General features: G+C 43.1%; 22 protein-coding genes and 1 other RNA gene. 8 read left to right on the forward strand and 15 right to left on the reverse strand.

Going from position 1 to position 25210, the window contains the following annotated elements; genetic code table 11:
- Positions 1-3: 3 nt before the first annotated feature.
- The 5 genes from PBT90_RS07905 to PBT90_RS07925 form a co-directional block, all read right to left on the reverse strand.
- A complete protein-coding gene (locus PBT90_RS07905; RefSeq protein ID WP_264809848.1) occupies positions 4-735 on the reverse strand; it encodes an SGNH/GDSL hydrolase family protein in 732 nt (243 codons plus the stop codon).
- Positions 736-745: 10 nt separating this feature from the next.
- Positions 746-1789: a S66 peptidase family protein gene (locus tag PBT90_RS07910; RefSeq protein ID WP_264809849.1), complete on the reverse strand. Its 1044-nt coding sequence runs from the start codon at positions 1787-1789 to the stop codon at positions 746-748.
- A 148-nt stretch (positions 1790-1937) separates the two neighbouring features.
- Positions 1938-3230: a D-alanyl-D-alanine carboxypeptidase gene (locus PBT90_RS07915; RefSeq protein WP_270132592.1), complete on the reverse strand. Its 1293-nt coding sequence runs from the start codon at positions 3228-3230 to the stop codon at positions 1938-1940.
- 2 nt (positions 3231-3232) lie between these two features.
- A complete protein-coding gene (locus PBT90_RS07920; protein WP_264809851.1) occupies positions 3233-3610 on the reverse strand; it encodes a DUF423 domain-containing protein in 378 nt (125 codons plus the stop codon).
- Between the two features lie 49 nt (positions 3611-3659).
- Positions 3660-4328: a YggS family pyridoxal phosphate-dependent enzyme gene (locus PBT90_RS07925; protein WP_264809852.1), complete on the reverse strand. Its 669-nt coding sequence runs from the start codon at positions 4326-4328 to the stop codon at positions 3660-3662.
- Positions 4329-4376: 48 nt separating this feature from the next.
- Here PBT90_RS07925 and PBT90_RS07930 point away from each other — a divergent pair, with 48 nt between their 5' ends.
- From PBT90_RS07930 to PBT90_RS07940, 3 genes are all read left to right on the forward strand, one after another.
- Entirely contained in the window at positions 4377-5924 is a 1548-nt protein-coding gene (locus PBT90_RS07930; protein ID WP_264809853.1) for a GH3 auxin-responsive promoter family protein, read from the forward strand.
- Entirely contained in the window at positions 5921-6544 is a 624-nt protein-coding gene (locus PBT90_RS07935; RefSeq protein WP_264809854.1) for a LysE family translocator, read from the forward strand. Before PBT90_RS07930 ends, PBT90_RS07935 begins: the two co-directional genes overlap by 4 nt.
- 75 nt (positions 6545-6619) lie before the next feature.
- Positions 6620-7012: a DUF302 domain-containing protein gene (locus PBT90_RS07940; RefSeq protein WP_264809855.1), complete on the forward strand. Its 393-nt coding sequence runs from the start codon at positions 6620-6622 to the stop codon at positions 7010-7012.
- Positions 7013-7066: 54 nt separating this feature from the next.
- Here PBT90_RS07940 and ald read toward each other — a convergent pair whose 3' ends face one another.
- Positions 7067-8185 carry an alanine dehydrogenase gene (gene ald / locus PBT90_RS07945; RefSeq protein ID WP_264809856.1) on the reverse strand — a complete coding sequence of 373 codons (1119 nt, stop codon included), beginning with the start codon at positions 8183-8185 and terminating at the stop codon, positions 7067-7069.
- Here ald and PBT90_RS07950 point away from each other — a divergent pair.
- Both PBT90_RS07950 and PBT90_RS07955 read left to right on the forward strand, forming a co-directional pair.
- Positions 8184-8354, forward strand: a complete 171-nt coding sequence (locus PBT90_RS07950) for a hypothetical protein (protein WP_264809857.1) — start codon at positions 8184-8186, stop codon at positions 8352-8354. The genes ald and PBT90_RS07950 overlap by 2 nt on opposite strands.
- 263 nt (positions 8355-8617) lie before the next feature.
- Complete coding sequence (locus tag PBT90_RS07955; RefSeq protein ID WP_264809858.1) at positions 8618-11032, forward strand: alpha-ketoacid dehydrogenase subunit alpha/beta; 2415 nt, start codon at positions 8618-8620, stop codon at positions 11030-11032.
- 52 nt (positions 11033-11084) lie between these two features.
- On the opposite strand, the gene PBT90_RS07960 is transcribed toward PBT90_RS07955, so the two are convergent.
- Positions 11085-11765 carry a hypothetical protein gene (locus PBT90_RS07960; protein ID WP_264809859.1) on the reverse strand — a complete coding sequence of 227 codons (681 nt, stop codon included), beginning with the start codon at positions 11763-11765 and terminating at the stop codon, positions 11085-11087.
- Between the two features lie 68 nt (positions 11766-11833).
- On the opposite strand from PBT90_RS07960, the gene PBT90_RS07965 reads away from it, so the two are divergent.
- Positions 11834-12829, forward strand: a complete 996-nt coding sequence (locus tag PBT90_RS07965; RefSeq protein WP_264809860.1) for a LuxE/PaaK family acyltransferase — start codon at positions 11834-11836, stop codon at positions 12827-12829.
- A gap of 267 nt (positions 12830-13096) precedes the next feature.
- Here PBT90_RS07965 and PBT90_RS07970 read toward each other — a convergent pair whose 3' ends face one another.
- Both PBT90_RS07970 and rnpB read right to left on the reverse strand, forming a co-directional pair.
- The gene (locus PBT90_RS07970) at positions 13097-14254 is read right to left on the reverse strand and encodes a sigma-54-dependent transcriptional regulator (protein ID WP_264809861.1); all 1158 of its coding nucleotides are present in this window, start codon (positions 14252-14254) and stop codon (positions 13097-13099) included.
- Between the two features lie 17 nt (positions 14255-14271).
- An RNA gene (gene rnpB, locus PBT90_RS07975) (RNase P RNA component class A) lies at positions 14272-14703 on the reverse strand.
- 148 nt (positions 14704-14851) lie between these two features.
- On the opposite strand from rnpB, the gene PBT90_RS07980 reads away from it, so the two are divergent.
- The gene (locus tag PBT90_RS07980) at positions 14852-15415 is read left to right on the forward strand and encodes a DUF3109 family protein (RefSeq protein WP_264809862.1); all 564 of its coding nucleotides are present in this window, start codon (positions 14852-14854) and stop codon (positions 15413-15415) included.
- A 36-nt stretch (positions 15416-15451) separates the two neighbouring features.
- Here PBT90_RS07980 and PBT90_RS07985 read toward each other — a convergent pair whose 3' ends face one another.
- The 4 genes from PBT90_RS07985 to PBT90_RS08000 form a co-directional block, all read right to left on the reverse strand.
- Entirely contained in the window at positions 15452-17743 is a 2292-nt protein-coding gene (locus tag PBT90_RS07985) for a S9 family peptidase (protein WP_264809863.1), read from the reverse strand.
- A 99-nt stretch (positions 17744-17842) separates the two neighbouring features.
- Entirely contained in the window at positions 17843-18397 is a 555-nt protein-coding gene (locus PBT90_RS07990) for a DUF4287 domain-containing protein (RefSeq protein WP_264809864.1), read from the reverse strand.
- 4 nt (positions 18398-18401) lie between these two features.
- Complete coding sequence (locus PBT90_RS07995) at positions 18402-19400, reverse strand: endonuclease/exonuclease/phosphatase family protein (RefSeq protein WP_264809865.1); 999 nt, start codon at positions 19398-19400, stop codon at positions 18402-18404.
- 69 nt (positions 19401-19469) lie between these two features.
- Positions 19470-20615, reverse strand: coding sequence for an acyltransferase family protein (locus PBT90_RS08000; RefSeq protein WP_270132603.1), 1146 nt, complete (start codon positions 20613-20615; stop codon positions 19470-19472).
- A gap of 116 nt (positions 20616-20731) precedes the next feature.
- Between PBT90_RS08000 and PBT90_RS08005 the strand changes: the two genes are divergently transcribed.
- Entirely contained in the window at positions 20732-21616 is an 885-nt protein-coding gene (locus tag PBT90_RS08005) for a PPK2 family polyphosphate kinase (RefSeq protein ID WP_264809867.1), read from the forward strand.
- Between the two features lie 2 nt (positions 21617-21618).
- Here PBT90_RS08005 and PBT90_RS08010 read toward each other — a convergent pair whose 3' ends face one another.
- Together PBT90_RS08010 and PBT90_RS08015 are read right to left on the reverse strand one after the other, a co-directional pair.
- Positions 21619-23748 carry a c-type cytochrome domain-containing protein gene (locus PBT90_RS08010; RefSeq protein ID WP_264809868.1) on the reverse strand — a complete coding sequence of 710 codons (2130 nt, stop codon included), beginning with the start codon at positions 23746-23748 and terminating at the stop codon, positions 21619-21621.
- 7 nt (positions 23749-23755) lie between these two features.
- Positions 23756-25210: a DUF1501 domain-containing protein gene (locus tag PBT90_RS08015; protein WP_264809869.1), complete on the reverse strand. Its 1455-nt coding sequence runs from the start codon at positions 25208-25210 to the stop codon at positions 23756-23758.

Here is a 25210-nt window from a genome sequence, read left to right on the forward strand (position 1 = left end):
GGCTTAGAAATTTAGCGTTTGGATATGTTCGTATAGCTTTTCGGTCCAAAGCTTATAGAGTTCGGCACTAGGGTGCAGGCCATCCGCAGCGAGCATTTCTGGTCGGGCACCTACACTTCTGTATTGGGCAGTAATGTCAATGTACTTTACTTCATGTTTTTCGCAAATTTCTTTTTTTGCTTGGTTATATGCATCAATTTCTGCCGCAATCTGATTTTGGTCTCTGCCACTTTGGTCAGCAAAAGGCGTAATTCCCCAATCTGGGATGGATAATACCACCACATGATTTGAGTTAATCCCGGCAAATTGGATAGCACGAAGTAGCATTTGCTCAAAATCTTTTTGGTAATCTTCCACTGCTAGGCCTCGGTACTGGTTATTGACCCCTATGGAAAGGGTCACTAGGTCGTAGATTTCTCCCTCAATGGATTGGGCATTGATTCCTCTGTCCAGCTCATCTACTGTCCAGCCGGTTTGGGCGATGATTTTAGCCTCTGCCCAGGATTTAGGGTTCTCGGCATTGAGTCTTGCTAGGAGTTGGTTTGGATATCTGCCTGATTCACTGACCCCTTCACCAATGGTGTAGCTGTCGCCCAGTGCCAGGTAGGTAAGTTGATTTGAAGTGTCAGGAATTTCAGGATTCATCGGGTCGGGGGTGTTATCAGGTTGCATGGACTTGGTACTGGAGCAGGAAAAAATACTCAGAAGTGCCAAGCTGATTAGGGTTAATTTCATGGTCGATTGGTTAAGGTTGGAAAACCCGTTCCAGCAGTTTGAAGGTGCCTGCATCGGCATCCATGGCTACTTGGGCTCCTACTGGTATGATAAACTGTTTAGCAATGTGTCCAAACATTGCGCCAGTGTAAGCAGGGATATTTAGCGGAAGTATGTAATCGTCCATCACCTGATCAAAAGTTAAGGATCCATAGCCACCGCCAGGAGTGCAGTCGGTACACTGTCCGAAAATAAAGCCCTTGATGGAATCCAATGTGCCGTTTAGTTTTAAAGTACTCATCATACGATCCACCTTGTATGGATCCTCACCTATATCTTCCAAAAATAAAATCGCATCCTTAAAGTCCGGATAGTAAGGAGTGCCGGAAAGAGCAGTGAGCACAGTAAGGTTTCCTCCTAGGATTTTACCCTGTGCCTTTCCACCCTTCAGTGTCTGTATTCTATTGGTTTTGATAACTAAATCATCACTTTCGGGCTGTTCATTGATGTATTCGATGAGCTCTTGCTCAAAGAACATTCGCTCAAATTGAGAAACGTTGTAGCTGTTCCAGCTACCGGAACCCATGGGGCCATGAAAGGTCAGCAGCCCAGTTTGTGCTTGTATAGCGCAGTGAAGAGCCGTAATATCGGAGTAGCCGAGCAGTGGCTTAGGGTTTTTGGATATAGCCTGGTAATCCAGCAGGGGTAAAATTCTGGCTGCTCCCGAGCCTCCTCTGATGCTCACTATAGCTTTGACCTCTGGGTCAGAAAACATGGCATTCAAATCTCCGGCACGCTGTGCATCTGTACCGGCCAGGTGCCCATAGCGATTAGTGAGGTTTTCTCCAAGCTTAACTTGAAAACCCAACGCTTCCAAAGCTTCTTTTGCATATATAAATTGCATACGATCTGCTGTGGCTGCGGATGGACTGACCAGACCTACTGTCTCTCCTTTATTGATGCCTTTGGGTAAAATAATTTTCGGGTCAAAATCTGAACGATTTCCAGCCCAGGAGGCAAGAGGCAGTGTGGCTGTAAGTAGTCCGAGGGATTTAAGGAAAGTACGTTTTTGCATGCTTGGTCTGGCGATTTTCTAAAATGTGAAAATACAGTTTTTTCACGGCTTGGCTAAGGATGAAATGATCAATTGTGAGGCATAGCCTAGTAAATTCTTTGGGGGGCTGCCGAAATCCTGCTCCTCAAATAGACTTTACCTTCAAGCTTTAAAGCATATCCCTTAGCATGAGCATTACCTTTTCCATTTCCCTGCGAACCTCAGAAGCTTTGTGAGGATAATTAGAATTCATAAAGGCAAAGCAGTAATACCTACCGCTTTTCCCCCGAATCAATCCCACTAAACTATGGTTATTGCTCATGGTTCCGGTTTTAGCGAAAATATATGGCTCCTCGGCCCGATAGCTGTTTTCTAAAGTTCCTGACCTACCTCCAGTGGGCAGCAGCTCCCATAATTGCTCATCCGGCAGCATTCGGTAGATTTTTTCAAAAAGTGCCACCATACTACGGGGAGTAAACAAATCATGCCGACTTAGTCCTGAACCATCCACCCATTGGGGCTCGTCAGGGAGATCATAGAGGTAGGTTTTCAGCATGTACTCTATGGCCCGCTCAGTATCCAGACGCTGAAATAATCGGTCAGAAACCATCAGCATTAGCTGTTCTGCCAAGAAATTGTCGCTTTCCAGCATCATCTCTTTGAGTATGGGGAATAGGGGAGCCCCTCGCCACTCCTCATGAATAACCGGTAAACTGTCCGGCTGGTATGTCCATTCTTTTCCGGTGGCTTCGGAAGCCAGTTCAAGCAAAAGTTCAGGGGAAACTATAAAGGGGATAAATTCTTCCCTGGCTCTGAAGTTATTTGGGTTATAGTAAAATCGGTTGCTGTGAAAATCCCGCTCCAGCTCTCGAATGGTTCGATTTGTAGGGAAAACAGATTCTTGAAAAATAGTAGGAAATACAGAAGGGGCGTTACCAACTTTCTTCACCTGAACTAAGTTGCCGTAAATGGGCAATGAGGATCTCTCCGCAGAATAATTGTAATAATAATCATCCCACTGCCAGCCGTACCCAAAAGCCGGTGACATCATATTGGCGTCGGAGAATATTACCTTTTCGTAAGGAGCCAGAAATGCACTAATATCAGGCTGCACAAAATCCTTGTACTTCCAACTAGGGTCTCCGCTTCCCCAGATTCGAATCGTGTTGCCCTCTGTAACATACCGCAAAGTCTGCGTGCTATCATTGAGTACTACCAATGAGGAGAAAAGCGTAAACAGCTTGGTGGTAGATGCTGGAATAAAACGCTGATGGCTGTTTTTCTCATACAGCACAAGCTGCGAATCCAGATCGTAAAGCATAAAACCGGTGAGATGCCCATTGAAAAAACTTCTTTCTCCTAGCGCATTTTCCAGTTTAAGGTATTGATCTCTATTCAGCTGCGCAAAAAGTGCAGAGCTGGTATAGCATAAAAGAATGGTAAGAAGTATTTTATTTCTCATGCTCAGTTTGCTCTAGCGGAAAGGAAGACCAATACCCAGCCGAAAATGAATGCCACTCCTCCTAGTGGAGTGATAGCTCCCAGCCAGGAAATACTGGAGAGAGACAGTAAATAAAGTGAGCCAGAAAATACTACAATCCCGATTGTCATCAATATTGCCGCAGTGCTGAGCTTTTTCCATTTTGGTTTGACTAAAGCTAGCACCCCGATCAGGAATACGGCCAAACTATGATAGAAATGGTATTTTACTGCTGTTTCAAACGTCTCAGTTCTTCCGGTTTCCGCCAGTAGATCTTTCAATCCATGTGCTCCAAATGCACCTATTCCTACTGCGCAAGCACCAAGAACTGCTGCTAGTTGGATGATTTGTTTTCCGTTCATTGATTAATGGTCTAATGGTTCAAAATGTTAAACTAGAAAATGTCTGATTCTAGTTTCTTGATCCGAAAATAGCTGAACCTATGCGGACCATAGTGCTGCCCTCTTCCTGAGCGATCAGGTAATCACCGCTCATTCCCATAGATAATTCACTCCACTGCACAAAAGGAGGGAAGTCTCTGCTACGGAGTTGCTCAAAGAGGGACTTCAATCCACGGAATTCTTTTCTTATCTGATCTTCACGGTCTGTAAAAGTAGCCATTCCCATCAGTCCCACGATTTGAACATGGTTTAGCTTGCTAAACGCAGAATCGGAAAACATTTCTTCCAATTCCTGTTGATCAAAACCAAATTTGGATTCCTCTTCGGCGATGTGCATTTGCAGCAAAACCTTGATGGCCCGGTCATTTTTCTCTGCCTGCTTATTGATCTCCTTGAGCAGCTTATAGGAGTCTACTCCATGGATCAAATATACGTAGGGTGCGATGTATTTGACCTTGTTTCTTTGGAGGTGACCGATCATATGCCAGCGCACATCGGCAGGCATTTCTGGTTGTTTGGCTTGCAGTTCCTGCACTTTGTTTTCTCCAAAATCCCTGATACCTGCGTCATAGGCTTCTCTAAGATTATGCAGGGGTTTGGTTTTGCTGACTGCCACCAGCAAGCAATCTGGGTTCTTAAAAGTTTTTTTTACTTTTTGAAGGTTAGCTTTGATGTCCATTTTCTATTTTTATGCGCACACTTTTAGCCTCAGGGCTCAGACAAAGATATGGCGATCATCAGTACTTTGCTAAAGAAAGGCATACGACTCCGTGAGAGTTTGGAGCAGGAATACACCAGCCCACTGGAACTTCAGCGAAGGGAGTTAAAGAAATTAATGATTCAAGCTGCTCATACAGAGATTGCTAAGCAGTATAATTTCGTGGATATTCTGAAAGCTTCCAAGCGGGGAGATCATAGTTTCTATGAGCGGTACAAGGCCCAGGTCCCGATCTATGATTATAACAAAATCTATGATGAGTGGTGGTGTAAACTCCTAGAAGGACAGCGAGATGTCACCTGGCCGGGAAAGGTGATGCATTTTGCCCTGAGTAGTGGAACTTCCGACTCCTCGTCTAAATATATTCCTATAACTAAGGATATGATCAAGGCGATCAGAAGGACTGGCGTGAGGCAGATTCTTTCGCTTTCCAAGTATGATCTTCCAGCCTCATTGTTTACCAAGGGCATTCTTATGCTGGGAGGCAGTACCGATTTAGAGTTTAACGGTACCTATTTTTCTGGAGACTTGAGCGGGATTACCGCAGGTAGATTGCCTATTTGGTTTCAAAGGTTTTACAAACCGGGAAAGGATATTTCCAGAAACAAAAACTGGGGAGATAAGCTGGATCAGATTGTAGATAAAGCGAAAAAGTGGGATATAGGTATAATAGTGGGAGTACCGGCTTGGCTACAGATTTTGCTTGAGAAAATCATAGCAAAATATGAGGTAGATAATATCCATGACATCTGGCCCAACCTGCGGATTTTTGTGCATGGAGGTGTTTCTTTCGAACCGTATAAAAAGGGTTTTGAGAAGCTTTTGGGAAAACCATTGATCTACATGGAAACCTACCTGGCTTCGGAAGGCTTTTTGGCTTTTCAGGCTTTGCCCAATAGAAAATCCATGCGATTGGTATTGAACAATGGGATTTTCTATGAATTTGTCCCTTTTACTGAGGAGAATTTCGATGAGGAAGGAAATATCAAGTCTGAGGCCAAAACCCTAAAGATTGACGAAGTAGAAGTAGGCGTTGATTATGCACTGCTAATCAGTACTTGTGCAGGTACTTGGAGGTATTTGATAGGAGATGTGATCCGTTTTGTGTCCCGGGAAGAATCAGAGATTATTATCACCGGAAGGACCAAACATTATCTCAGTCTATGTGGGGAGCACCTATCGGTGGATAATATGAACAAAGCCATTGAGCTGGCATCTGAGAAGTTAAATGTAACCATTCGGGAGTTTACGGTGCTAGGAGTTCCGCATGCCAATCTCTTTGCCCACCATTGGTATGTGGGTACTGCTGATGATGTCAATCCTAAAAAGCTGGGTAGAGAAATCGATAGCTCGCTCAAGGTTTTGAATGATGACTATGCTGTAGAGCGGAAGCATGCCCTAAAGGCTGTGAAACTTACTGTACTACCAGTAGCTACATTTTACGAGTGGATGAAGGAGCAGGGCAAAGAAGGAGGGCAGAATAAGTTTCCAAGAGTATTGAAAGGTGAGAAAGCCACTTCTTGGCAAAGTTATGTGTCTAAACAATCTGAAGTTTGATAGGAGCACTGCTAGAGGGAATGAGTATGGGGCTGCTGCTATCTGCCATGGTGGGGCCGGTGTTTTTTTCATTAATCCAAGGAAGTCTGGAGAAAGGTTTTCGATATGCCGCGGTTTTGGCTTTAGGGATACTGGTTTCGGACTCTGTGTATGTTTTGATCACTTATTACGGGGTTACTTTTTTAGCGGATTTGCCCAATTATGAAAAAGTTTTAGGCTATGTAGGTGGGGTGATTTTAATAGGGTTTGGTTTAGGGAGTTTTTTAAAAATATCCAGACAAAGACCAAACTCAGGAGGAATTCAGCTCTCTGAAGCGAGAAAGAAAACGGCCTTTTTGAAAGGTTTAAGTATCAATGGAATCAATCCCTTTGTTTTACTTTTTTGGATTTCCATTGCGAGTGTAGTCCAAGTTAAAGAGCATTTCACCAGATCTGATGTAGCCGTGTACTACGGTGGTATTCTGGGTACTGTTTTTACCATAGATCTAATCAAAGCTTTGATCGCAAAGAAATTAAGACCTTTAGTTACACCTCAAGTCATGTCCAAACTAAATCTGGGCGTAGGCCTATTGATGATAGCTTTTGGAATTCGTATGCTTTGGTGGGCTGTAGGGAGATAGGCTTGTGTGTGATTTCTCACAGAAATGCTGGGAATGATTAAGTAAATTTAATCTTCAAATTAACCAGAACGAACCATGAGTTATTTTCAAAAGAAAGACATTGTGTCAAACTCCATTGCCGAGCTAAGAACCCATGTAGAATCTGCCCTGAAAGCGGAAGGGTTTGGGATATTGACAGAAATAGATATTCAGGCTACCATGAAAAAGAAACTGGATAAGCACTATGCTCCTTATTTGATATTGGGCGCATGCAATCCTGTTTTTGCTGATAAAGTCCTACAGGCGGAGCCAAATATTGGTGCCTTGTTGCCGTGTAATGTGACCATCAGGGAGATTGAAAAAGGGAAGTATGAGGTAGCTGTAATGGACCCAGCAGCTGCCATGGCAGCGGTTGAAAACCCTGAAATAGAACCCTTGGCCGGGGAGGTACGGGATAAATTATTGAATGCTTTGAAGCAACTGGGCTAAAAGTAAAAGGCCTCCAAAGTATTCTTCGGAGGCCTTTTAGCAGGATTATTGGAATTAGTCTGCGAGATATTTTACTACTGGAGTGTAATCCATATCAAATGCTTCAGCTACTGCCTGATAGACGATGTCTCCATTGATGATGTTCAGTCCGGGAACAAGTTCAGGATTGTTCTGAGCGGCTTTTTTCCATCCTTTATCTGCCAACTGAATAGCGTAAGGCAATGTAGCATTAGTCAGTGCCAAAGTAGAGGTGTAAGGTACAGCTCCGGGCATGTTTGCTACGCAGTAATGCACGACGTCATCTATGATGTAAGTAGGATCCTGGTGCGTGGTAGGTTTGCAAGTTTCTATACAACCACCTTGGTCCACAGCCACATCAACTAGTACCGTTCCAGGCTGCATTTCTTTAAGCATGTCTCTGGTAATGAGATGCGGAGCTTTAGCTCCAGGGATCAATACAGCACCAATGATCAGATCATGATTGGTGATCATTTTACGAACGTTGAATTCGTTTGACATCATGGTTTTTACATTGGCAGGCATCACATCTGCCAAGTATCTCATTCTAGGTAGTGAAACATCCATGATAGTGACATCAGCTCCAAGGCCGGCTGCCATCCAGGCTGCCTGAGTGCCTACGATTCCTCCGCCTAGGATCAATACTTTGGCAGGAAGTACACCTGGCACTCCTCCAAGTAGGATTCCCTTCCCTTGCAGCGGTTTTTCCAGGTAATTGGCACCTTTTTGCACGGCCATTCTACCTGCTACTTCAGACATAGGAACCAGCAAAGGCAAACTGCGGTCGGCTTTTTCTACTGTTTCATAAGCCAGGCAAATGGACTTGCTTTCAACCATGGCCTTGGTTAGGGGCTCATAGGAAGCGAAGTGAAAATAGGTAAACAAGAGTTGATCTTCCTTGATCAATTTATACTCGGGTTCTATGGGTTCCTTTACTTTCATGATCATCTCGGCTGCTGCGTACGTAGCCTCAATGGTAGGAAGTATGGATGCACCGGCGGCCTCATACTCTTCATCCTGAAAGCCACTACCTTCGCCCGCAGTATGCTGAACGTACACAGAATGACCTCTTTTAACCAGTTCTTTAGCTCCAGCTGGGGTAAGAGCTACACGGTTTTCGTTGTTTTTAATTTCCTTAGGAACACCTATAATCATGGCATTAATATTTGGGATTACAATTACTGGGGCAAAGATACAAAGCAAAGCTCATCCAGAATGCAATAAAGCAAATAGTATTTGGTATGATTTCGAAAAAAGATCAAAATCAAAATTTTATCCTGTTGGATTAATTTTACTTTATGTTTCTTTTAAAAAATTGATTTAAAGCATGGATAATTTTGAGTTGGATTCAATGTAAAAAATGCCTTATAAAGCAGGTTGGATTTGCTGTAAATCAGGAGGTTGTTTTTGTTTATCTGATTTTATCGGAATATAATTTTTTAAAATCGAATTAAAGTTATTTCAATCAAAATTATTGATTGAATATTCTCCAAGCTGAAATTTGTATAAAATAGGGATTTAACTATTTTTGAGTGAATCATTAAGATCTATTACCCAAACCCAGATAACTTTAGTAAATTAAGATTTATGTCAGAAGTTCATTCTTTGCCCCTCAACCAAGCTTTGCCCGCTCCAGACAAAGAGACCATCCTTCAAGATTTTAGAATTGCCATGCTCAGTAGGCATGCTTCTCTGATGGGAAGGAAGGAAGTGTTTATGGGCAAGGCAAAATTTGGTATTTTCGGTGATGGAAAGGAGCTGGCCCAGTTAGCGATGGCTCATGCATTTCAATTGGGTGATTTTAGATCAGGCTATTACCGTGACCAGACCTTTATGTTTGCACTGGGTGAGCTGACGGTTAAGCAATATTTTTCCCAGCTTTATGCTTATACCAATGTCAAGGAAGAGCCTGCAAGTGCCGGACGCTTGATGAATGGTCATTTTGCCACCCGATCTCTGAATGAGGATGGAAGCTGGAAGGATCTGACTAAAAAATATAATTCGGCAGCTGATATTTCCCCTACGGCTGCGCAGATGCCGAAGCTTTTGGGGCTGGCCTACGCATCTAAGCTTTATCGGCAGAATAAGGGCTTAAAAGAGTTCAAGAATTTTTCACTTGGGGGAAATGAAGTGGCTTGGGGTACCATAGGAAATGCATCTACTTCTGAAGGAATGTTTTTCGAAACCATCAATGCAGCTGGCGTTATGCAGGTGCCGATGGTTGTTTCGATTTGGGATGATGGATATGGAATTTCTGTACCCAATGAATTTCACACCACTAAAGGCAGTATTTCAGATGCTTTGGCGGGTTTTGAAAGAACAGATTCTCAAAAGGGAATAGAAATTATACGTGTAAATGGCTGGGATTATGAGGCTTTGCTAAACGCCTATCACCAAGCTGGACAGCTTTCCAGGAAAGAACATGTACCTGTTTTGATCCATGTACTGCAAATGACCCAACCCCAAGGGCATTCTACTTCGGGTTCTCATGAGCGATACAAAAGCAAAGAGCGCTTGCAATGGGAAAAGGACTGGGACTGTATCAACAAATTCAGAGAATACATCCTGAGTAATGAGATAGCCACTCCAGATGCGCTGGACAAAATAGAAGCAGAAGTAAAAGTGCAGGTGAAGAAGGAAAAGGATGCTGCTTGGAGCTTGTTTTCTGGAGAGATTAAAAAAGAATTGCAAGAAGCTGTAGGCTTAATACGAAATGCGGCCCAGCAAAGTCCTAGAAAAGTCATTATTAATCAAATGGCCGAGGAGCTGGCCAAGACTATAAATCCTATCCGGAAAGATGTTGTTTCCACGGTCAGAAAGGTCTTGATGACCATGCGGATGGATGATTCTAAAGCTAAAACTGAACTGAAGACCTGGCTGGAAAATCAGAGTGGACAGATTCACGACAGATACAATAGTCATTTATACAGTGAATCAGAATGGTCTGTATTGAAGCAAAAGGAAGTTCCGATCACTTATGATGAGAAATCCCCCTCTATAGATGGGCGAGAGATATTGCAGGCCTTTTTTGATTACACCTTAGAAAATGATGCTAGGTTTTTCACTTTTGGGGAAGATGTAGGGAAAATCGGAGATGTCAATCAGGCATTTGCAGGTCTTCAAGCTAAATATGGGGAAAACAGGGTGTCTGATACCGGCATCAGGGAAACGACTATAATTGGACAAGGGATAGGCACGGCACTAAGGGGACTTCGTCCAATGGCCGAGATCCAGTATCTGGATTACTTGCTTTATGCTTTGCAAATACTTTCGGATGATTTAGCCTGTCTATATTACAGAACAAAAGGCGGTCAAAAAGCACCTTTGATAGTAAGGACCCGTGGGCATAGACTAGAAGGAGTTTGGCATTCCGGATCGCCTATGGGAATGATTCTCTCTTCCCTTAGAGGTATGGTGGTCTGTGTTCCTAGAGATATGACCCGAGCTGCGGGTATGTACAAGACACTTTTGAAATCAGATGAACCGGCCATAGTGATTGAGTGCTTGAATGGGTATAGGCTCAAGGAAAAACTCCCGTCCAATTTGGGCGAATTTACAGTACCAATGGGTAAGCCTGAGATCTTAAGAGAAGGTAAGGATATTACCTTTGTTACCTATGGATCTATGTGTAGAATAGCCATGGATGCTGCAGAGGAGCTTGCGGAAATTGGGATTGATATGGAGGTGATAGATGTGCAAACTTTATTGCCGTTTGATGTATCAGGAATAATAGGAGAGTCTGTGAAAAAGACCAACAGAGTCATATTTGCTGACGAAGATGTGCCGGGAGCTGGTTCAGCGTTTATGATGCAGCAAGTGATAGAAGGGCAGCAAGTATTCAGGTATTTGGATTCAGAACCTCAGACTATTTCTGCCAAAGCACATAGACCAGCATATTCTTCGGATGGAGATTACTTCTCTAAGCCTAGTCAGGAAGATATAGTAGAGAAAGTCTACGCGATGATGAATGAGGTAAATCCTAAAAAATTCCCTTCTATTTAAAGTGATAGTTTAATACTTGAATATAAGTAAAAAGCCCAGTTTTGGGCTTTTTTTAGTTAGATGCTCGTGTGATTTGATTAAGAGTCACTTCTGAGCTGGTGACCTCATTGCTCCTGTTCAAGGCTCGGTCCTGAATCGCGACTTCCACCATTAAGGTATCTGTCCTGAATATGGATTGCCATCCTGAAGAAAGCATGCCATAACGAATGCTGCCTTCCACTGCCTGACCTTCTTCGGTGGTCAAGATTCTAGGAAATCTGCCATTGAAAGTGGTATAAAATGGAGGATCTTGCCATCTGAATTCAGTGAATTCCCCATTTCTCTTAATAAAAAACTTGACGAAAATATTGAACTGATTGGGGTTTTGTACCACCCACACCGTGTCTTTCACTGTCTGATTATTAACAATGGGATCCACCACCCAATCTATAGGATTATAGGGAGGGGCATTGCTTGGTCTATTGCTATAGGTGATTAGCTCGCCGTTCGAGTCGCGTTGAAATTCCAGTGCATTGAAAGGAGGATCATTATCAGTAGGGGATAATCCCAGGTCACCTTCACCATCTTCAAAATCCACTGTAACAATCAGAGAATCTGAGGCACCTGAAACCGGGACAAATTCTAAGCTTTTAAACTCAATTCTGGGGACTGTTGGCAGATTGTCCGGAGGACTAATGCAACCATAAACAATCAGAATCGAAAAGAATATTCCCAAATAGCTTTTTATACGCATAAGGCGAAAGTAAATTTACCACCAAGATAAACCAATACTTTGGTTGGATTGATGCAAAATATAAAACGATGCAGGATTTTAAAAGTTTTTCGAACAGCCTTATAAGTTTTAAACCGGATGAATTTGAAAATCTTGCATTAGACTTATTTCATTTTCAGGCGCAGCATAATGGTATCTACAAGCGATACCTGGCCGCCAGAAAGATAGATACGGGTTCTATTCATACTTTGGATCAAATTCCATTTTTACCCATTCGGTTTTTCAAGGATCAGCAGGTGGTAGCTGGAGAGCCCAATGATTTTTCAGATTTTTTCTCCAGCAGTGGTACCACTGGTATGATTACCAGCCGACATTATATCTGGTCTGAGCAATGGTATTTGGCACATGCCCAGCGGATTTTTGAGGGTTTTTACGGGTCTTTGAAGGATTTTCATGTATTGGCGCTTTTACCGGCTTACTTAGAGAGAAAGGGGAGCAGTTTAGTGAGTATGGCTGATCATTTTATCAAGCAAAGCCACTCGGAGCATTCTGGATTTTACCTCTACAACCAAGATGAACTGTTGGAGAAAATGGAACTTTTGGCAAAGAGCAAAAAAAAGATTTTGTTGCTGGGCGTAACATTTGCCTTGCTGGACCTAGCTGAGTCTGGGAAGGATTTTATTCCTCCGGAAAACCTCATGGTCATGGAGACCGGAGGGATGAAGGGTAGAAGAAAGGAAATGATCCGCGAAGAAGTGCATGATATTTTGCGTCCGTTTTTCGGTGTAGATGAAATTCACTCGGAATATGGAATGACAGAACTCATGTCTCAGGCTTACTCAAAAGGGGCAGGAAAATATACTTTGCCTCCAACCATGCGCGTTATACTTCGGGATGTGAATGACCCGCTTTCTCCTTCGCCAAGAGCCCAGGGCGGGATTAATGTAATTGATCTCGCCAATTTCCATTCTTGTGCATTTATAGAAACCCAGGATTTGGGTAAATTGGATGAGCATGGAATGCTAGAGGTATTGGGAAGATTTGACAACAGCGAAGTGAGAGGCTGTAATCTATTGGTGCAGTAATTGCTATCTTAAGATTAAATAGACATATTTGAACTGAAAAAACTGAAAACGAGTATTTCGAAGGAGGGAACTTAAGCTTGATAAAATCACCAATAAGTTTCCAAAAGGCCTTTTAATAACAAATAATAAACACATGAAAAAATTAGCCACTGCAGCATTATTAATCGGGATTTTAGCATTGGGAGCCTGTGCTTCCAGTAAGCCTTGCCCAGCTTACGCCAAGGCGCCGGCTTCGCAGCAAGCAAATAGCTAAAAAAATACGCTGACTTAATAGTCAGCGTATTTTTTTATATCCTCTAGGCTAATCTCAGCCTCTCCTAGGATCACTAATCTCTCCACTACATTTCGCAGCTCTCGAATATTACCTGTCCAGGGATATTCCTGTAGTTTGGCCAAAGCTGCGTCACTTATACTTTTTCTAGCTCCGCCATTCTCTTGGGATATATCATCCAAAAACTTATTGACTAGCAAAGGAATATCCTCTTTTCTGTCTTTCAAAGCAGGCACTTGAATCAAAATCACACTCAATCTGTGATAGAGATCCTCCCTAAATTTATTTTCTTCTATCTCCTTTTTTAAATCCTTATTGGTAGCTGCTAACACCCGCACATCCACTTTGATATCCTTGTCAGATCCTACGCGATTGATCAGGTTTTCCTGTAAGGCCCGCAGTACTTTGGACTGGGCTGAGAGGGACATGTCACCTATTTCATCCAGGAAAAGAGTACCACCTTGGGCCTGTTCAAACTTCCCCTGACGCTGCTTATGTGCAGAAGTAAAAGCTCCCTTTTCATGACCAAAAAGTTCGCTTTCTATCAACTCGGAAGGGATAGCGGCACAGTTCACAGCTACAAAGGGCTGAGAGGATCGGTTGCTTTTAGCATGAACCCAGTGAGCGACCAGTTCTTTTCCGGTGCCATTTGGGCCGGTGATCAGGACCCTTGCGTCGGTAGGTGCTACTTTTTCTATGGTTTCCTTGACCTGATGTATGGCTGCAGATTCACCCACCATGTCGAGTTTTTTGGAAAGTTTCTTTTTTAGCACCTTGGTTTCAGAGACCAGGTTTTTCTTATCCAAAGCATTTCTAACGGTAAGCAAAAGCCTGTTCAGATCGGGAGGCTTTGGAATGAAGTCAAATGCCCCTTTTTTGGTGGCTTCCACAGCGGTTTCTATACTTCCGTGGGCGGAGATCATAATGAACTGTGGGGACTTATGAAGTTCCATGGCTTTTTCCAGAACTTCTATTCCGTCCATTTTCGGCATTTTTACATCACAGAGAACCAAATCGTAATCTTCTTCCTGAAGTTTTGCCAATCCTTCTTCCCCGTTTTGGGCCTCGGTGACATTGTATTTTTCGTATTCTAAAATTTCTCTTAACGTAGCCCGGATGACTTTTTCGTCATCGATAATCAGAATTTTTACCATAGTTTCAATATAAAATAAAAAAGTGCAAGTCTATAAGCCGGGTTCTGTATCCTTGGCTTTTCGGCCTCCGATTCTTGTCATTTATCTAGCCCCGACTTCACAATCGGGGTCCATCGATCTACCCATTCCGCATAAAAGCGAGCCACTTTTCTCGGAACTGAATCCGACGCGGAACCTATTTGATCTTTCAACCCATAAGGTTTGCCATGCTCCTGATGTCACCAGCAGGACGGTGGGCTCTTACCCCACCTTTTCACCCTTACCCTTCGACCAGCTCAGGGCTAGCCCCGAAGTCTAATGGCGGTATATTTTCTGTGGCACTAGCTGTAAACTGACCGTTTCCAGTCAGCCTCCTTCCCGTTAGGAAGTATGGCGCTCTATGTTGCCCGGACTTTCCTCCCCGATAGCCTCGAAATAATCGGGATCGGGACGACAAGACGACTTGCACTTTGCAAAGTACGGTAATTTCTAGTTATCAGTTTTGCTCTTTGTGTAAACAAAAGGAAAAATCAGAGGATGACATCTCAAATATCCAGAGGTAATAGGAGTACTCCTTTGCAGGGCAATGCTTACCTTTGTGCCCAAACGTAAAAAAGCATGATCATAGTAGGGGATACTGTACTTTCGGATGATATCAAGGAGAATTTTTTTGTCTGCGACCTAGAGGCTTGTAAGGGAGCCTGCTGTGTGGAAGGAGATGCAGGTGCTCCACTGGAGGATGAGGAAACCAAAATCATTGAGGATATTTATCCAATAGTCAAAGATTATATCACCGAGGAGGGAAGAAGAGTGATAGCTGAGCAGGGAACCTGGGTGATTGATAAGGATGGCGATAAGGGTACGCCTACCATTGGTGAAAACCGGGAATGCGCATACGCCCTGTATGATGAGCGTGGAATTCTAAAATGTGGAATAGAACAGGCTTACCTGGATGGAAAGATATCCTGGAAAAAGCCGATCAGCTGCCACATGTATCCCATACGCGTCACAAAATACGATCAGTTTGACGCGCTGAATTATGACCGCTGGCATATTTGTGACCCTGCATGCCAACTTGGCTCTAGCTTGAAAGTGCCTATCTACAAGTTTCTGAAGGATGCTTTGATACGCAAATATGGAGAAGCGTGGTACGCAGAATTAGTATCGGAAATAGAGGGGTGAAAGAATTTGTGATTTGAAATTTCAAACCTCAAATTTTTAATCTCCGTTTTGGATCTGGTAGTGCCTTAGTGGTTTTTCGCCCAGAAGGTGTTCTATGAAATAGTCCCAGCGCTTTTTAGTAAAGTAATCTCCATTGGTCCTTCCAAAACTATGATTTCGGCTCGGCCAAATGAATAAGTCAAAATCCTTTCCTGCATTAATCAGTGCTTCTGCCAGTTTATATGTAGCAGAAGGGTTCACATTTTCATCTATTCCCCCGTGGGCAAGAAGAAGGTGGCCTTTCAGGTTGGCTGCGCTGGTGACGTTGGATTGATTATGGTAAAATTCCCCGCTGGGATATCCCATGTACATTTCTGGCCACCATGCCTTTTCCATTCTGTGATCGTGGTCTCCTGCAGAAGCTACACCGACTTTGTAAAAATCCGGATGTAAAAGCATAGCTCGTCCGGCGTCGTATCCCCCCGCAGAATGACCGAAAATACCTACTCTGTCTATGTCCAGAAAATTGTTTTTGGAAGCCAACTCTTTGATCGCCAGTACATGATCTGTGGTTCCATTTCCCAGGTTATTGTAGGATACATCACGAAATGCTTTTCCTCTGCCAGAGGTACCTAATCCATCCACGGTCACTACCACAAACCCCAATTCAGCCATGGGTTGTTGTAAGCCAAATAACCCAGCTTTGAAGGTTTTCGGTGTGATCGCTGTATGAGGACCAGAATAGGTGTAATCTACTACAGGATAGTGCCTGCCTGAATCAAAGTCTGTAGGCAAATAGTATATGCCATAAATCTTAGTTTTACCATCCTTCGCCGTGGCTGTAAACTGTTTTGGGCTTTGATAGCCTCTCTCGAGCAGATTAGAAATGTCTGCTTTGGAAACCTCAAACAGAATTTTTCCGGTTTCTAATTCCCGTACAACAGAGGTGGTCGGTTGGTCCACAGTGGAATAATTATCGATGAAATATTCCTTTCCCTCAGAAAAACTTACTGAATGAAAGGCATTTTCTGGTGTAAGCAATACTAGGCCAGAACCATCAAAATTTACTTTGTAAACCTTTGAATAATAGGGGTTACCCGAATTTTCCTTTCCATTTGCTTCAAAATATATGACTTCATTTTCCTCATCTATTGTTATTATATTATTGACCTGGTATTCACCACTGGTGATTTGATTTACCAATTCCCCGGTGTTCCAATCGTAGCGATACAGATGGTTCCAACCTGATTTTTCGGTGCCCAATACGAACTGTCCGTTTTCCAGTCTTCTGAGGATGTTGTTAGTATTGATATGGGTGGGAGAGGTTTCTGCGTAGACTTTTCGGATTGCTTTCGAAGCAGCATCTATTTCTAGGATACTAAAACTTTTAAAGCCTCGCTGGATATAGGTGCCATTGAGAGATTTACTATCTGGACTCCAATTGAAATACATGCCTATGAAATGTGGGAGTGTCAAACTTGGAAACTTAGTCTCTTCCTTAGATTCTATTTCAAACAAAACCGGTGTATAATTCACGACAGTGCTGTCACCTGGCGATCCACGATAGTAGGAAAGCAGTTCGGGGCGAAATTTTGAATCTTGACTGAAATCCAACAAATACATCTTTTCGGCTAGGCGAAGATCTACGATTTGTGTTTGAAGGTATTTGGAATCCGGAGACCAGCGAGCTGTAAAATGATAGGGGCGTTCCCCATTTTCTCCGTGGATCATGTCCGACCAACCCCAGAAAGAGGCATATTCATAGTCTTTTTTACCATCAAAACTTAACTGCGTTTCTTCTCCAGTTTCCAGATTTTCTACAAAAAGATTAAAGTTGCGGGTGAAGGCTTTCCATTTTCCGTCTGGGGAAAGGGCATAATTCCGTTCAGGTCTTTCCTGGATTTTTTCTTTGGAAAGTGATTTCTCGGCAGAATTAAATTTCCATTTCTGATTGCTCCATTCAAATGTGATGAGCTCATTAGATTCTATTTGAATGGAATTGAAAGGCAAGGCGTCTGCAGTACTTTCCAGTCCGGATTTCTCACTTAAAAGTTCTGCTAATAGGGAATGATCAAAAGCTTCCTGTGTCTGCTGAGCATCCACATCTGTGATGAAAAATCGCTTTCCATTTTCTGTATACGTTTGATGCCAAAAGGCATTTTGACCTTTGATCCAGTGAGGGATTACTTCCAGATGGTAGATTTCTTTTTGGAGATTTCCACTCAAAAAATATTCAGCCTTATGGTAAGTTTCCTCCGTGACCTGGGCATATACTGCCGGGTAACAAATAGAGAATAGCAGAATTAATGAGGCTTTTCTGAAGGATTTGGAATAGGTAAATGGGAACATGATTTTCTAGGGCAACTTTGAAATTCAAGTTATTCCTAAAAAGACTAAGAAACACGCTTGGCATTGATAGATAGTGATGCTTTTTTGTTACCAATAGGTTTAACCAGCCGCATCGTAGGCTTTTTTAAGCCAGTCTAGGACTTCTTTGGAATACTGTTCTTCATGATTGACCACGATTCGATGCGTCACCATTCCGCTGGATTTGGTGTCGGGTAGGAGCAGCCCGCTGGGTACTTGTCCTTTCAGATTGATGCCTAGTTCATATCTGATTTTGGTAGCTGGCACGAGCATAGCAAACTGTTTTTTCCTGCGTACAGAGATGTAGGATTTCTTTGGTGCAAACTCGATGTCCTTGCCCATGGCTTCAATATCTGCCCTGAGTTTTCGATAGAGGGGTAAGAAATGCTCTTTGCCTTTGTACTGCTGCATGATCAGGTCATTTTCATCCGTAGCAGAGGCGGCATCTGATTTTAGGGTTTTATGCGCCACAAGGTTTGCAAATCCGTGGGTGAACTGATGGTTAGTTTTTAAAAATTTAAGGATGTCACCATGCTTTTGCAGCTTTTCCTTTCGTACTATACTGATCCAATCATCCAGACTCTTTCCGGTGTTTTTTTGCAGATTGTCTATCATGGTTTGACTTGCTTGATCCATGGTATTAGGGGTTGGTTTCGATTTCACAGAGAATAGGGAAATGGTCAGAACCTCTGATCAGGGAGTTTCTGACAGCCTGGATTTCCGGGCTGTCTTTTTCCAGATAAGGATTCCACACCTTGCCGGATTTGATTTGAAGTTTTTGACTGACCAGAATATGATCGATCAGTACATTGAGGCTGTCTCCGGTGATCCGGTCCGTATATCTGCTGGAGTTTGGAGTGTAGCCATAGCTGTTGAGTTTGGGTTTGGGCAAAGCAGATTTCAATACAAACTCCGGTTTCCAAAGGTCACCGAGCAGGATTTCTACGGCACTTTTGGAAAATTTATTTTCATAAAAGTCCATTTCAAACCCATCGTTGATATCTCCCATAACGATGACTTGCTGGTCTTTTTCCAAATACTCATCGCATCGCTCGCGTATGGACATGCATTCTGCAAATAGCTTCAGCCGATCCCGAGCTGATATTTGTTCAAATCGCGCATAGTCCACCATGTCAAAAATACCTTTGGATTTGGTGTGGGCTATGATTACCCGTGTGATGAATGCATCGTCAATTCCCAAGATACTAAGCTCCAAAGGTGGGCGGTAATGCTTGTACTGTTCCTTGATCAGACGATTGGTGGTGTCCTGCAAAAAAGGTTCGTCAAATCGCCTACCTGCCTTAGTCTCCGGAGTAAACAAAACACGGATTTTATCAGGGTTGTAAATAGCGCAGAGCTCTTGCTGACCAGGAGAGGGGAAGCCATGGATTCCTTTGAAGTTAGCGCCCGGTAGATAGGTCTGAGTCCAAACCTCCATTTGGTGGGAAGCCGTTTTGGAGCCGTCCACCAGGGTATTAGGTCCTTCTACTATACCTAGAAAATCCGGTTCCATGGCTTGAATCACTTCTGCCAGGTGAAGACTTTTCGCATGTTCTTTTCCAGATGTTTTAGGAATGCCATTAGCATCAAATAGATCACGCATCCACTCCACATTGTACACACCAATTTTCAGAATCATAAAAATATAGGTTAAATAAAAAGCAACCTCAATTTACAATTTTCCTTCACATGTCTTACAAACAAGTGTTTACACTTTGATGTAAATTTTCCTCTTATCCATCCACAGCCCGATCAGCCAAATGAGTAGCATGTAACTGAAAGCAAAGAGAAAGGATGCTGTTTTTGGCGCAAGCCAGCTGGTAAAGAAACTGGAATAAATAAAGCCTTTCAAGCTGGTTTCTCCCACAGGGATCATGTAGAAAAGTGTTATCACTAACCCGGAATGTACATAAAGGATAAGTGGATTTCTCCCAAATACTTCAAAGAAATAAGTCCATCCTCTCCAGTTTTTGATTTCAATCGCTGCTATCAACACACCGATCAAGAGCATATCTATACCCACAGTGAGGAGCACATAAGAGCTGGTCCAGATTTTTTTATTGATAGGGAAAAATATGTCCCAGATATAGGCCAATACGATTAAAATCAAACCCCCAACCAAAAGTCTTTTGATTGTTTCTATGGTGTTGCCAAAGTTCTGGATCATTTTGCCGACCAAATACCCGGCTATGACATTGACTATACCGGGCAAGGTGCTGAGAATACCCTCCGGGTCAAAAGGAATTCCTTCTCCACCGTACATTCTTTCTGCTCCGATCACTGCCAGGTCAAGTTTGATTGCTGCATTGCCGGTCAGGCCATAAGGATCTGTAGAATCACCAAAAATGTACATGATCAGCCAATACCCAAAAAGGGCAAGACCACTGAAGATCCAAGCGCCTCTGATCCCTCCATAATACAGCACCACAGCACCAAAGAAATAACATAAGGCTATGCGCTGTAGTACCCCAAATAATCTAACCTGCGTAAAATCTATCAGAGAAATCGCACCTGAATCTGTAGTCTCATAGAAAGGGAAAGCGTTTAAAAGCCAGCCTATCAGGAAGATCAGGAGTGTTCTCTTGCCCACTTTTTTGAAGAAATCTCCTGGGCTCATCTGTTGTAGCTTTTTCATGGAAAAGCTCATGGCATTACCCACTACAAATAGAAAAGTGGGAAAAACCAGATCTGTAGGCGTGAATCCATGCCATTTGGCATGGGCGAGCGGAGCAAAAAGATTACTCCAGTCTCCAGCTGTGTTCACTACAATCATAAATGCAATGGTCAATCCACGCAATACGTCTAAGGCCAGGTATCGATTATTCAGGCCTGGAGAAATCACATTTTGAGTCATTTTAAGGTTGGGGGGATGGGATTTAAAGATTGGGTTTTCGGTAGGCTTAAGATAAAATATTATCTTGTTCTTTACCTTAAAACTTACTTTTTATACTCGTAAAAATCTCCATGGAAATGAAAAAAATAGCAATTGATGATTTTAAAGTAACCGGAACCATAAGCCTGAAAGATATTCCCACCGCCCTGGACCTGGAGGCTTCGGAAAAGAAAAAGGCTAAAGCGCTTAATAAACTTAGAGAAAAGCTGAGCGATCATCAGGACACTATGTATGCTCATAACAAATACAGCGTATTGATTTGCCTGCAGGGCATGGATACAGCGGGTAAGGATAGCCTGATCCGTGAGGTTTTCAAGGAATTCAATCCTCGTGGGGTGGTAGTCCATAGTTTCAAAACACCTAGCACTTTAGAATTAGAACATGGATTTCTTTGGAGGCATTATATCCGCCTTCCTGAACGCGGTAAATATGCGGTTTTCAATAGAACCCATTACGAAAATGTATTGGTAACCCGAGTTCATCCCGTATATATTTTGGGAGAAAATATTCCTGGAATTGACACTGTAGATGATATTAAGGAGGGATTTTGGGAAAAGCGCTTCGAGCAAATCAACAATTTCGAAAAGGAAATCAGCGAAAACGGTACCATTATCCTGAAGTTCTTTTTGCACCTGGGCAAGGAGGAGCAAAGACATAGACTTTTGAGAAGGTTAAATAAGGAAAAGCATAACTGGAAATTTTCCCCGGGAGATCTCAAAGAGCGGGAGCGCTGGGATGACTATCAGCGATGCTATGAGGAAGCGATCAATAAAACCTCAAAACCTCACGCACCTTGGTTTATTATCCCTTCCGACAACAAGGAAACGGCTAGAGTGCTGGTGGCCAAAGCAATTTTAGAGAAAGTGAAAGAGCTTAAAGCTATACAGGAACCCCAGTTGGATGATGAGGTGAAAAGGAATATTGAGATGTATAAGGAGATCCTGAGCAAGCCGGAAAACTAGACCTATTTATTCAGGATCACCTCGTCTACAAAGACCCATCCTTTATCGCCTGCATTGGGATGCCATTTTGGTAGTCTAGAGAGTGGTCTGACTGTTATTCTAAGTTTTTCAAAATCCGGATCGTCTATACGGAGCGTAATCATTTCGCTTCGCGCTGTTTTGGTTTCATTGGGCATTTCAGGTGATGCTTGGGATAGTAGTCTCCAAACCCCTTCAGAGAAGCCTTGTATCTCCACACTTTCCGGAGGGAAAATGTGAGGAGACTCATGATAAAGTAAACTTAGCGATACTTCACTGGGCTGCTTTCCTTCTTCTAGATCAAGTGTCAGTACCATAGGATCATCCTGATAGCCTAGCCATTTCTGGCTAAAATTGCTGTTCAATCCTTTCTCTAAATCAAAAAGGGTAGCTGCTCCAGCTGCGCTATACTTTTCTGCAGGCTGGAATTGCAGGCTATAGGATTTGGGTTGAATTCCAGCATGAATGAATACAGATTTGGCAGTTTCAGAACCTACCCATTCCTTCGCAAAAGCCCGGGCGTTAATTTTACCGGTTTGATTCACAAAGATCGGCTGGGAATAAACAGCACTCTGAAGGCTATCCGGTTCTGTACCATCTAAAGTATATCTGATTTGAGCCGTTTTGATAGGGTGGGATAACTCGATTTTTAGGCTATCCGTGTAGATGGTTTTTTCTTGCTTAATAATGGGAGCGTTCAATTCGTAAGTGATGCCTTTGCCATCGAAGCCAAAGTCAATGGTTGTTTCTGGTAGTGATTCCTGAATGAAATCCTGATCGGAACTGTCCAATCCGGTATTCCATAGGTATAACTTTTTCAGGTTTTTCATTTGTGCCAAAGCCGCTAAGGATTCCTTTGAAACTTCGTTGCCAGAGATAGCCAATACTTCTAAAGATTCCAGTTTGGAGATCAGTGATAGCTGCTTTGGAGTCAAATCAGTGAAGTTGAGTTGCAATTCTTCCAGGTTGGGAAAGTTGATCAAAAAGTTCAAATCTACTTCTGCCAAGGGCATTTTATTTAGATTTAAAAGCACGAGCTGCTCTTTGATTTGCTTGAGATCAGCAAGTGATTCTGGCTGAAAGGCTGAGATCCCGAAATAGGATACTTCCAGAGCAGGAGATTCCGGGTATTTAGGGCTTACCGTTCTGAAGGCATTATTCAGATCAGCAATGTCCTGATCAGCAGCTGGGTCGAAATTGTAACTTTTATTTGTTTCAAATTTAATTGAGGTCAATTTGAAAAGTTCGGTGTCCGGAGAAAGCTCCACCACCTTTTGCTCAAAGTCAGCCCCTGAAGCCACCCATGCGCTCAAAATCTCTTTTTCCTCCTCGCTCAGCTGAGCCTTGTTTTTGGGTGGCATGTGTTCTTCTTCTTCCAGTGGAAGGTTTATCCGCTCGATGAGTAGGGATTCATGTAGCTTTCCTTCGACTACGAATGGGCCTGATTTCCCACCTTTTTTTATCCCGTCCAAATGATCCAGACGTAGTTCTCCTTTGATCTTGCCTTCCTTGTGACATGAGATGCACTTGGCTTCCAAAATAGGCCGAATCACGTGGGGATAGAGTTCTGCATCTGAAAGAGCTATCTTCTCTTCTTGCTTTTTTAAAATTGGTGACAAAAGGTAATTCTCCCCATGGGTCAAATCTGCTCCCCAATGTCCGGTTAGAATTATTGTCATGGCCAACACTAGGCTTCCAACTTTAAGTAGGGACTGTTTTTTCGATCGTATAAAATAGAGTAGGGTACAACCTGTAAAAAGCAGAATTCCTCCCCATTTGTGCCAGGTAAGTAAATCCCCTGAATAGTCTTCCTGTGCCAAAATCAATCCCAGAATAACTGTGATGCCTGCAAAGTTACACCCAGTCAAATAGAATAGCTCTATGACTTCCTTGACTTCAGGTTTTCTTTCTACATCTGGAAGCCATATAAACAGCATGCCAACTAGTAAAAGGACAATGGGAAAATGCAGGATCAGAGGATGAGCCCGTCCTATGACTTGTATCCATTGAGGAGTATATAAAGCCTCACCTCCTAAAGTGAAAATAAAGACCAAGCCTATCCAGGCAAAGAGCAGATTTTCCAGGATTGACCTGAGCTTTGATAGCGTAATCATAAACCAATCAAGCAATTAAATCTTTTACAACCTTTCCGGAAACGTCCGTCAGTCTATACCTTCTTCCCAAATGCTTGTAGGTCATTCGTTCGTGGTCAATTCCCATCAGATGCAAAACAGTGGCCTGGAAATCATGCACATGCACCGGGTTTTCGGTAATGTTATACCCGAATTCATCAGTTTCTCCATAGACCATTCCAGACTTCACTCCACCACCTGCCATCCAAATAGAGAATGCTCTGGGATGATGGTCACGACCGTAATTATCCACTACCATTTTGCCTTGGCAATAGTTCGTTCTGCCAAATTCTCCGCCCCAGATCACCAACGTTTCGTCCAATAGACCACGTTGTTTCAAATCTGTAATCAATGCAGCTGAAGCCTGGTCCACATCTTCAGCTTGCAGTTTCATCTCATTTGGAAGGTTGCCATGCTGGTCCCAGCCTTGGTGGTAGAGCTGCACAAAGCGCACCCCACTTTCTGAAAGCTTTCTGGCCAAAAGACAATTGGCAGCATAGGTCCCCGGAACCAAACAGTCCGGACCATAGAGTTTAATGATACTTTCTGGTTCTTTGGAGACATCCGTCATTTCCGGCACAGCCGTCTGCATGCGGTAAGCCATTTCGTATTGCTGGACTTTGGCTGCTATTTCAGGGTCATTGAACTGCTTCAGATTCAACTCATTCATCGCCGCGATCTGGTCAATCATTTTTCTTCGTTCACCCCGGCTCATCGACTCTGGATCCTTCAGGTAGAGCACAGGGTCTTCTGAATTGGAAAACTGCACTCCCTGATGTGTAGCATCTAGGAAGCCGTTGCTCCAAAGCTTGGAGTACACACCTTGCCCATTTCCTCTTCCTCGGCTGAGCAACACAGAAAAGGCTGGAAGATTGCTGTTTTCGCTCCCTAGTCCATAGCTGAGCCAGGAGCCCATACTCGGGCGATTCCCCACCTGCGCACCTGTCTGAAAAAAGGTCAAAGCTGGGTCATGATTTATGGCATCTGTATGCATGGATTTGACTATGCAGATGTCATCCACGATTTTGGAGGTGTGTGGAAAGGCATCTGAAATCCAGGCCCGGGACTCACCATATTGGTTAAATTTATAATAAGATCCCACTAGAGGAAAGGAAGATTGACCAGCGGTCATTCCTGTCAATCGCTGCCCTCCACGAATAGACTCTGGAAGTTCTTCCCCCATTCTTTTATTCAAAAGGGGTTTGTAATCAAAGGATTCCAGCTGGCTGGGAGCTCCATTTTGGAATAGGTATATGATTCTTTTGGCTTTGGGCGCAAAGTGCGGCAAAGCGCTCATCATGGCTTCCTCTGCCTCGGATTTGCCTGAGAATAGGTCAGGAACCAAGAGGGAACCAAGGGCTAAGCTGCCCACTCCAAGACTAAGTTTGGAAAGGAATTTTCTCCTGTTGTTGTTCAGACCCTGTTCTAATATTTCTTTTTCCAT

The sequence above is a fragment of the Algoriphagus sp. TR-M9 genome, from assembly GCF_027594545.1.
In the GTDB taxonomy this organism is placed as follows: domain Bacteria; phylum Bacteroidota; class Bacteroidia; order Cytophagales; family Cyclobacteriaceae; genus Algoriphagus; species Algoriphagus halophytocola.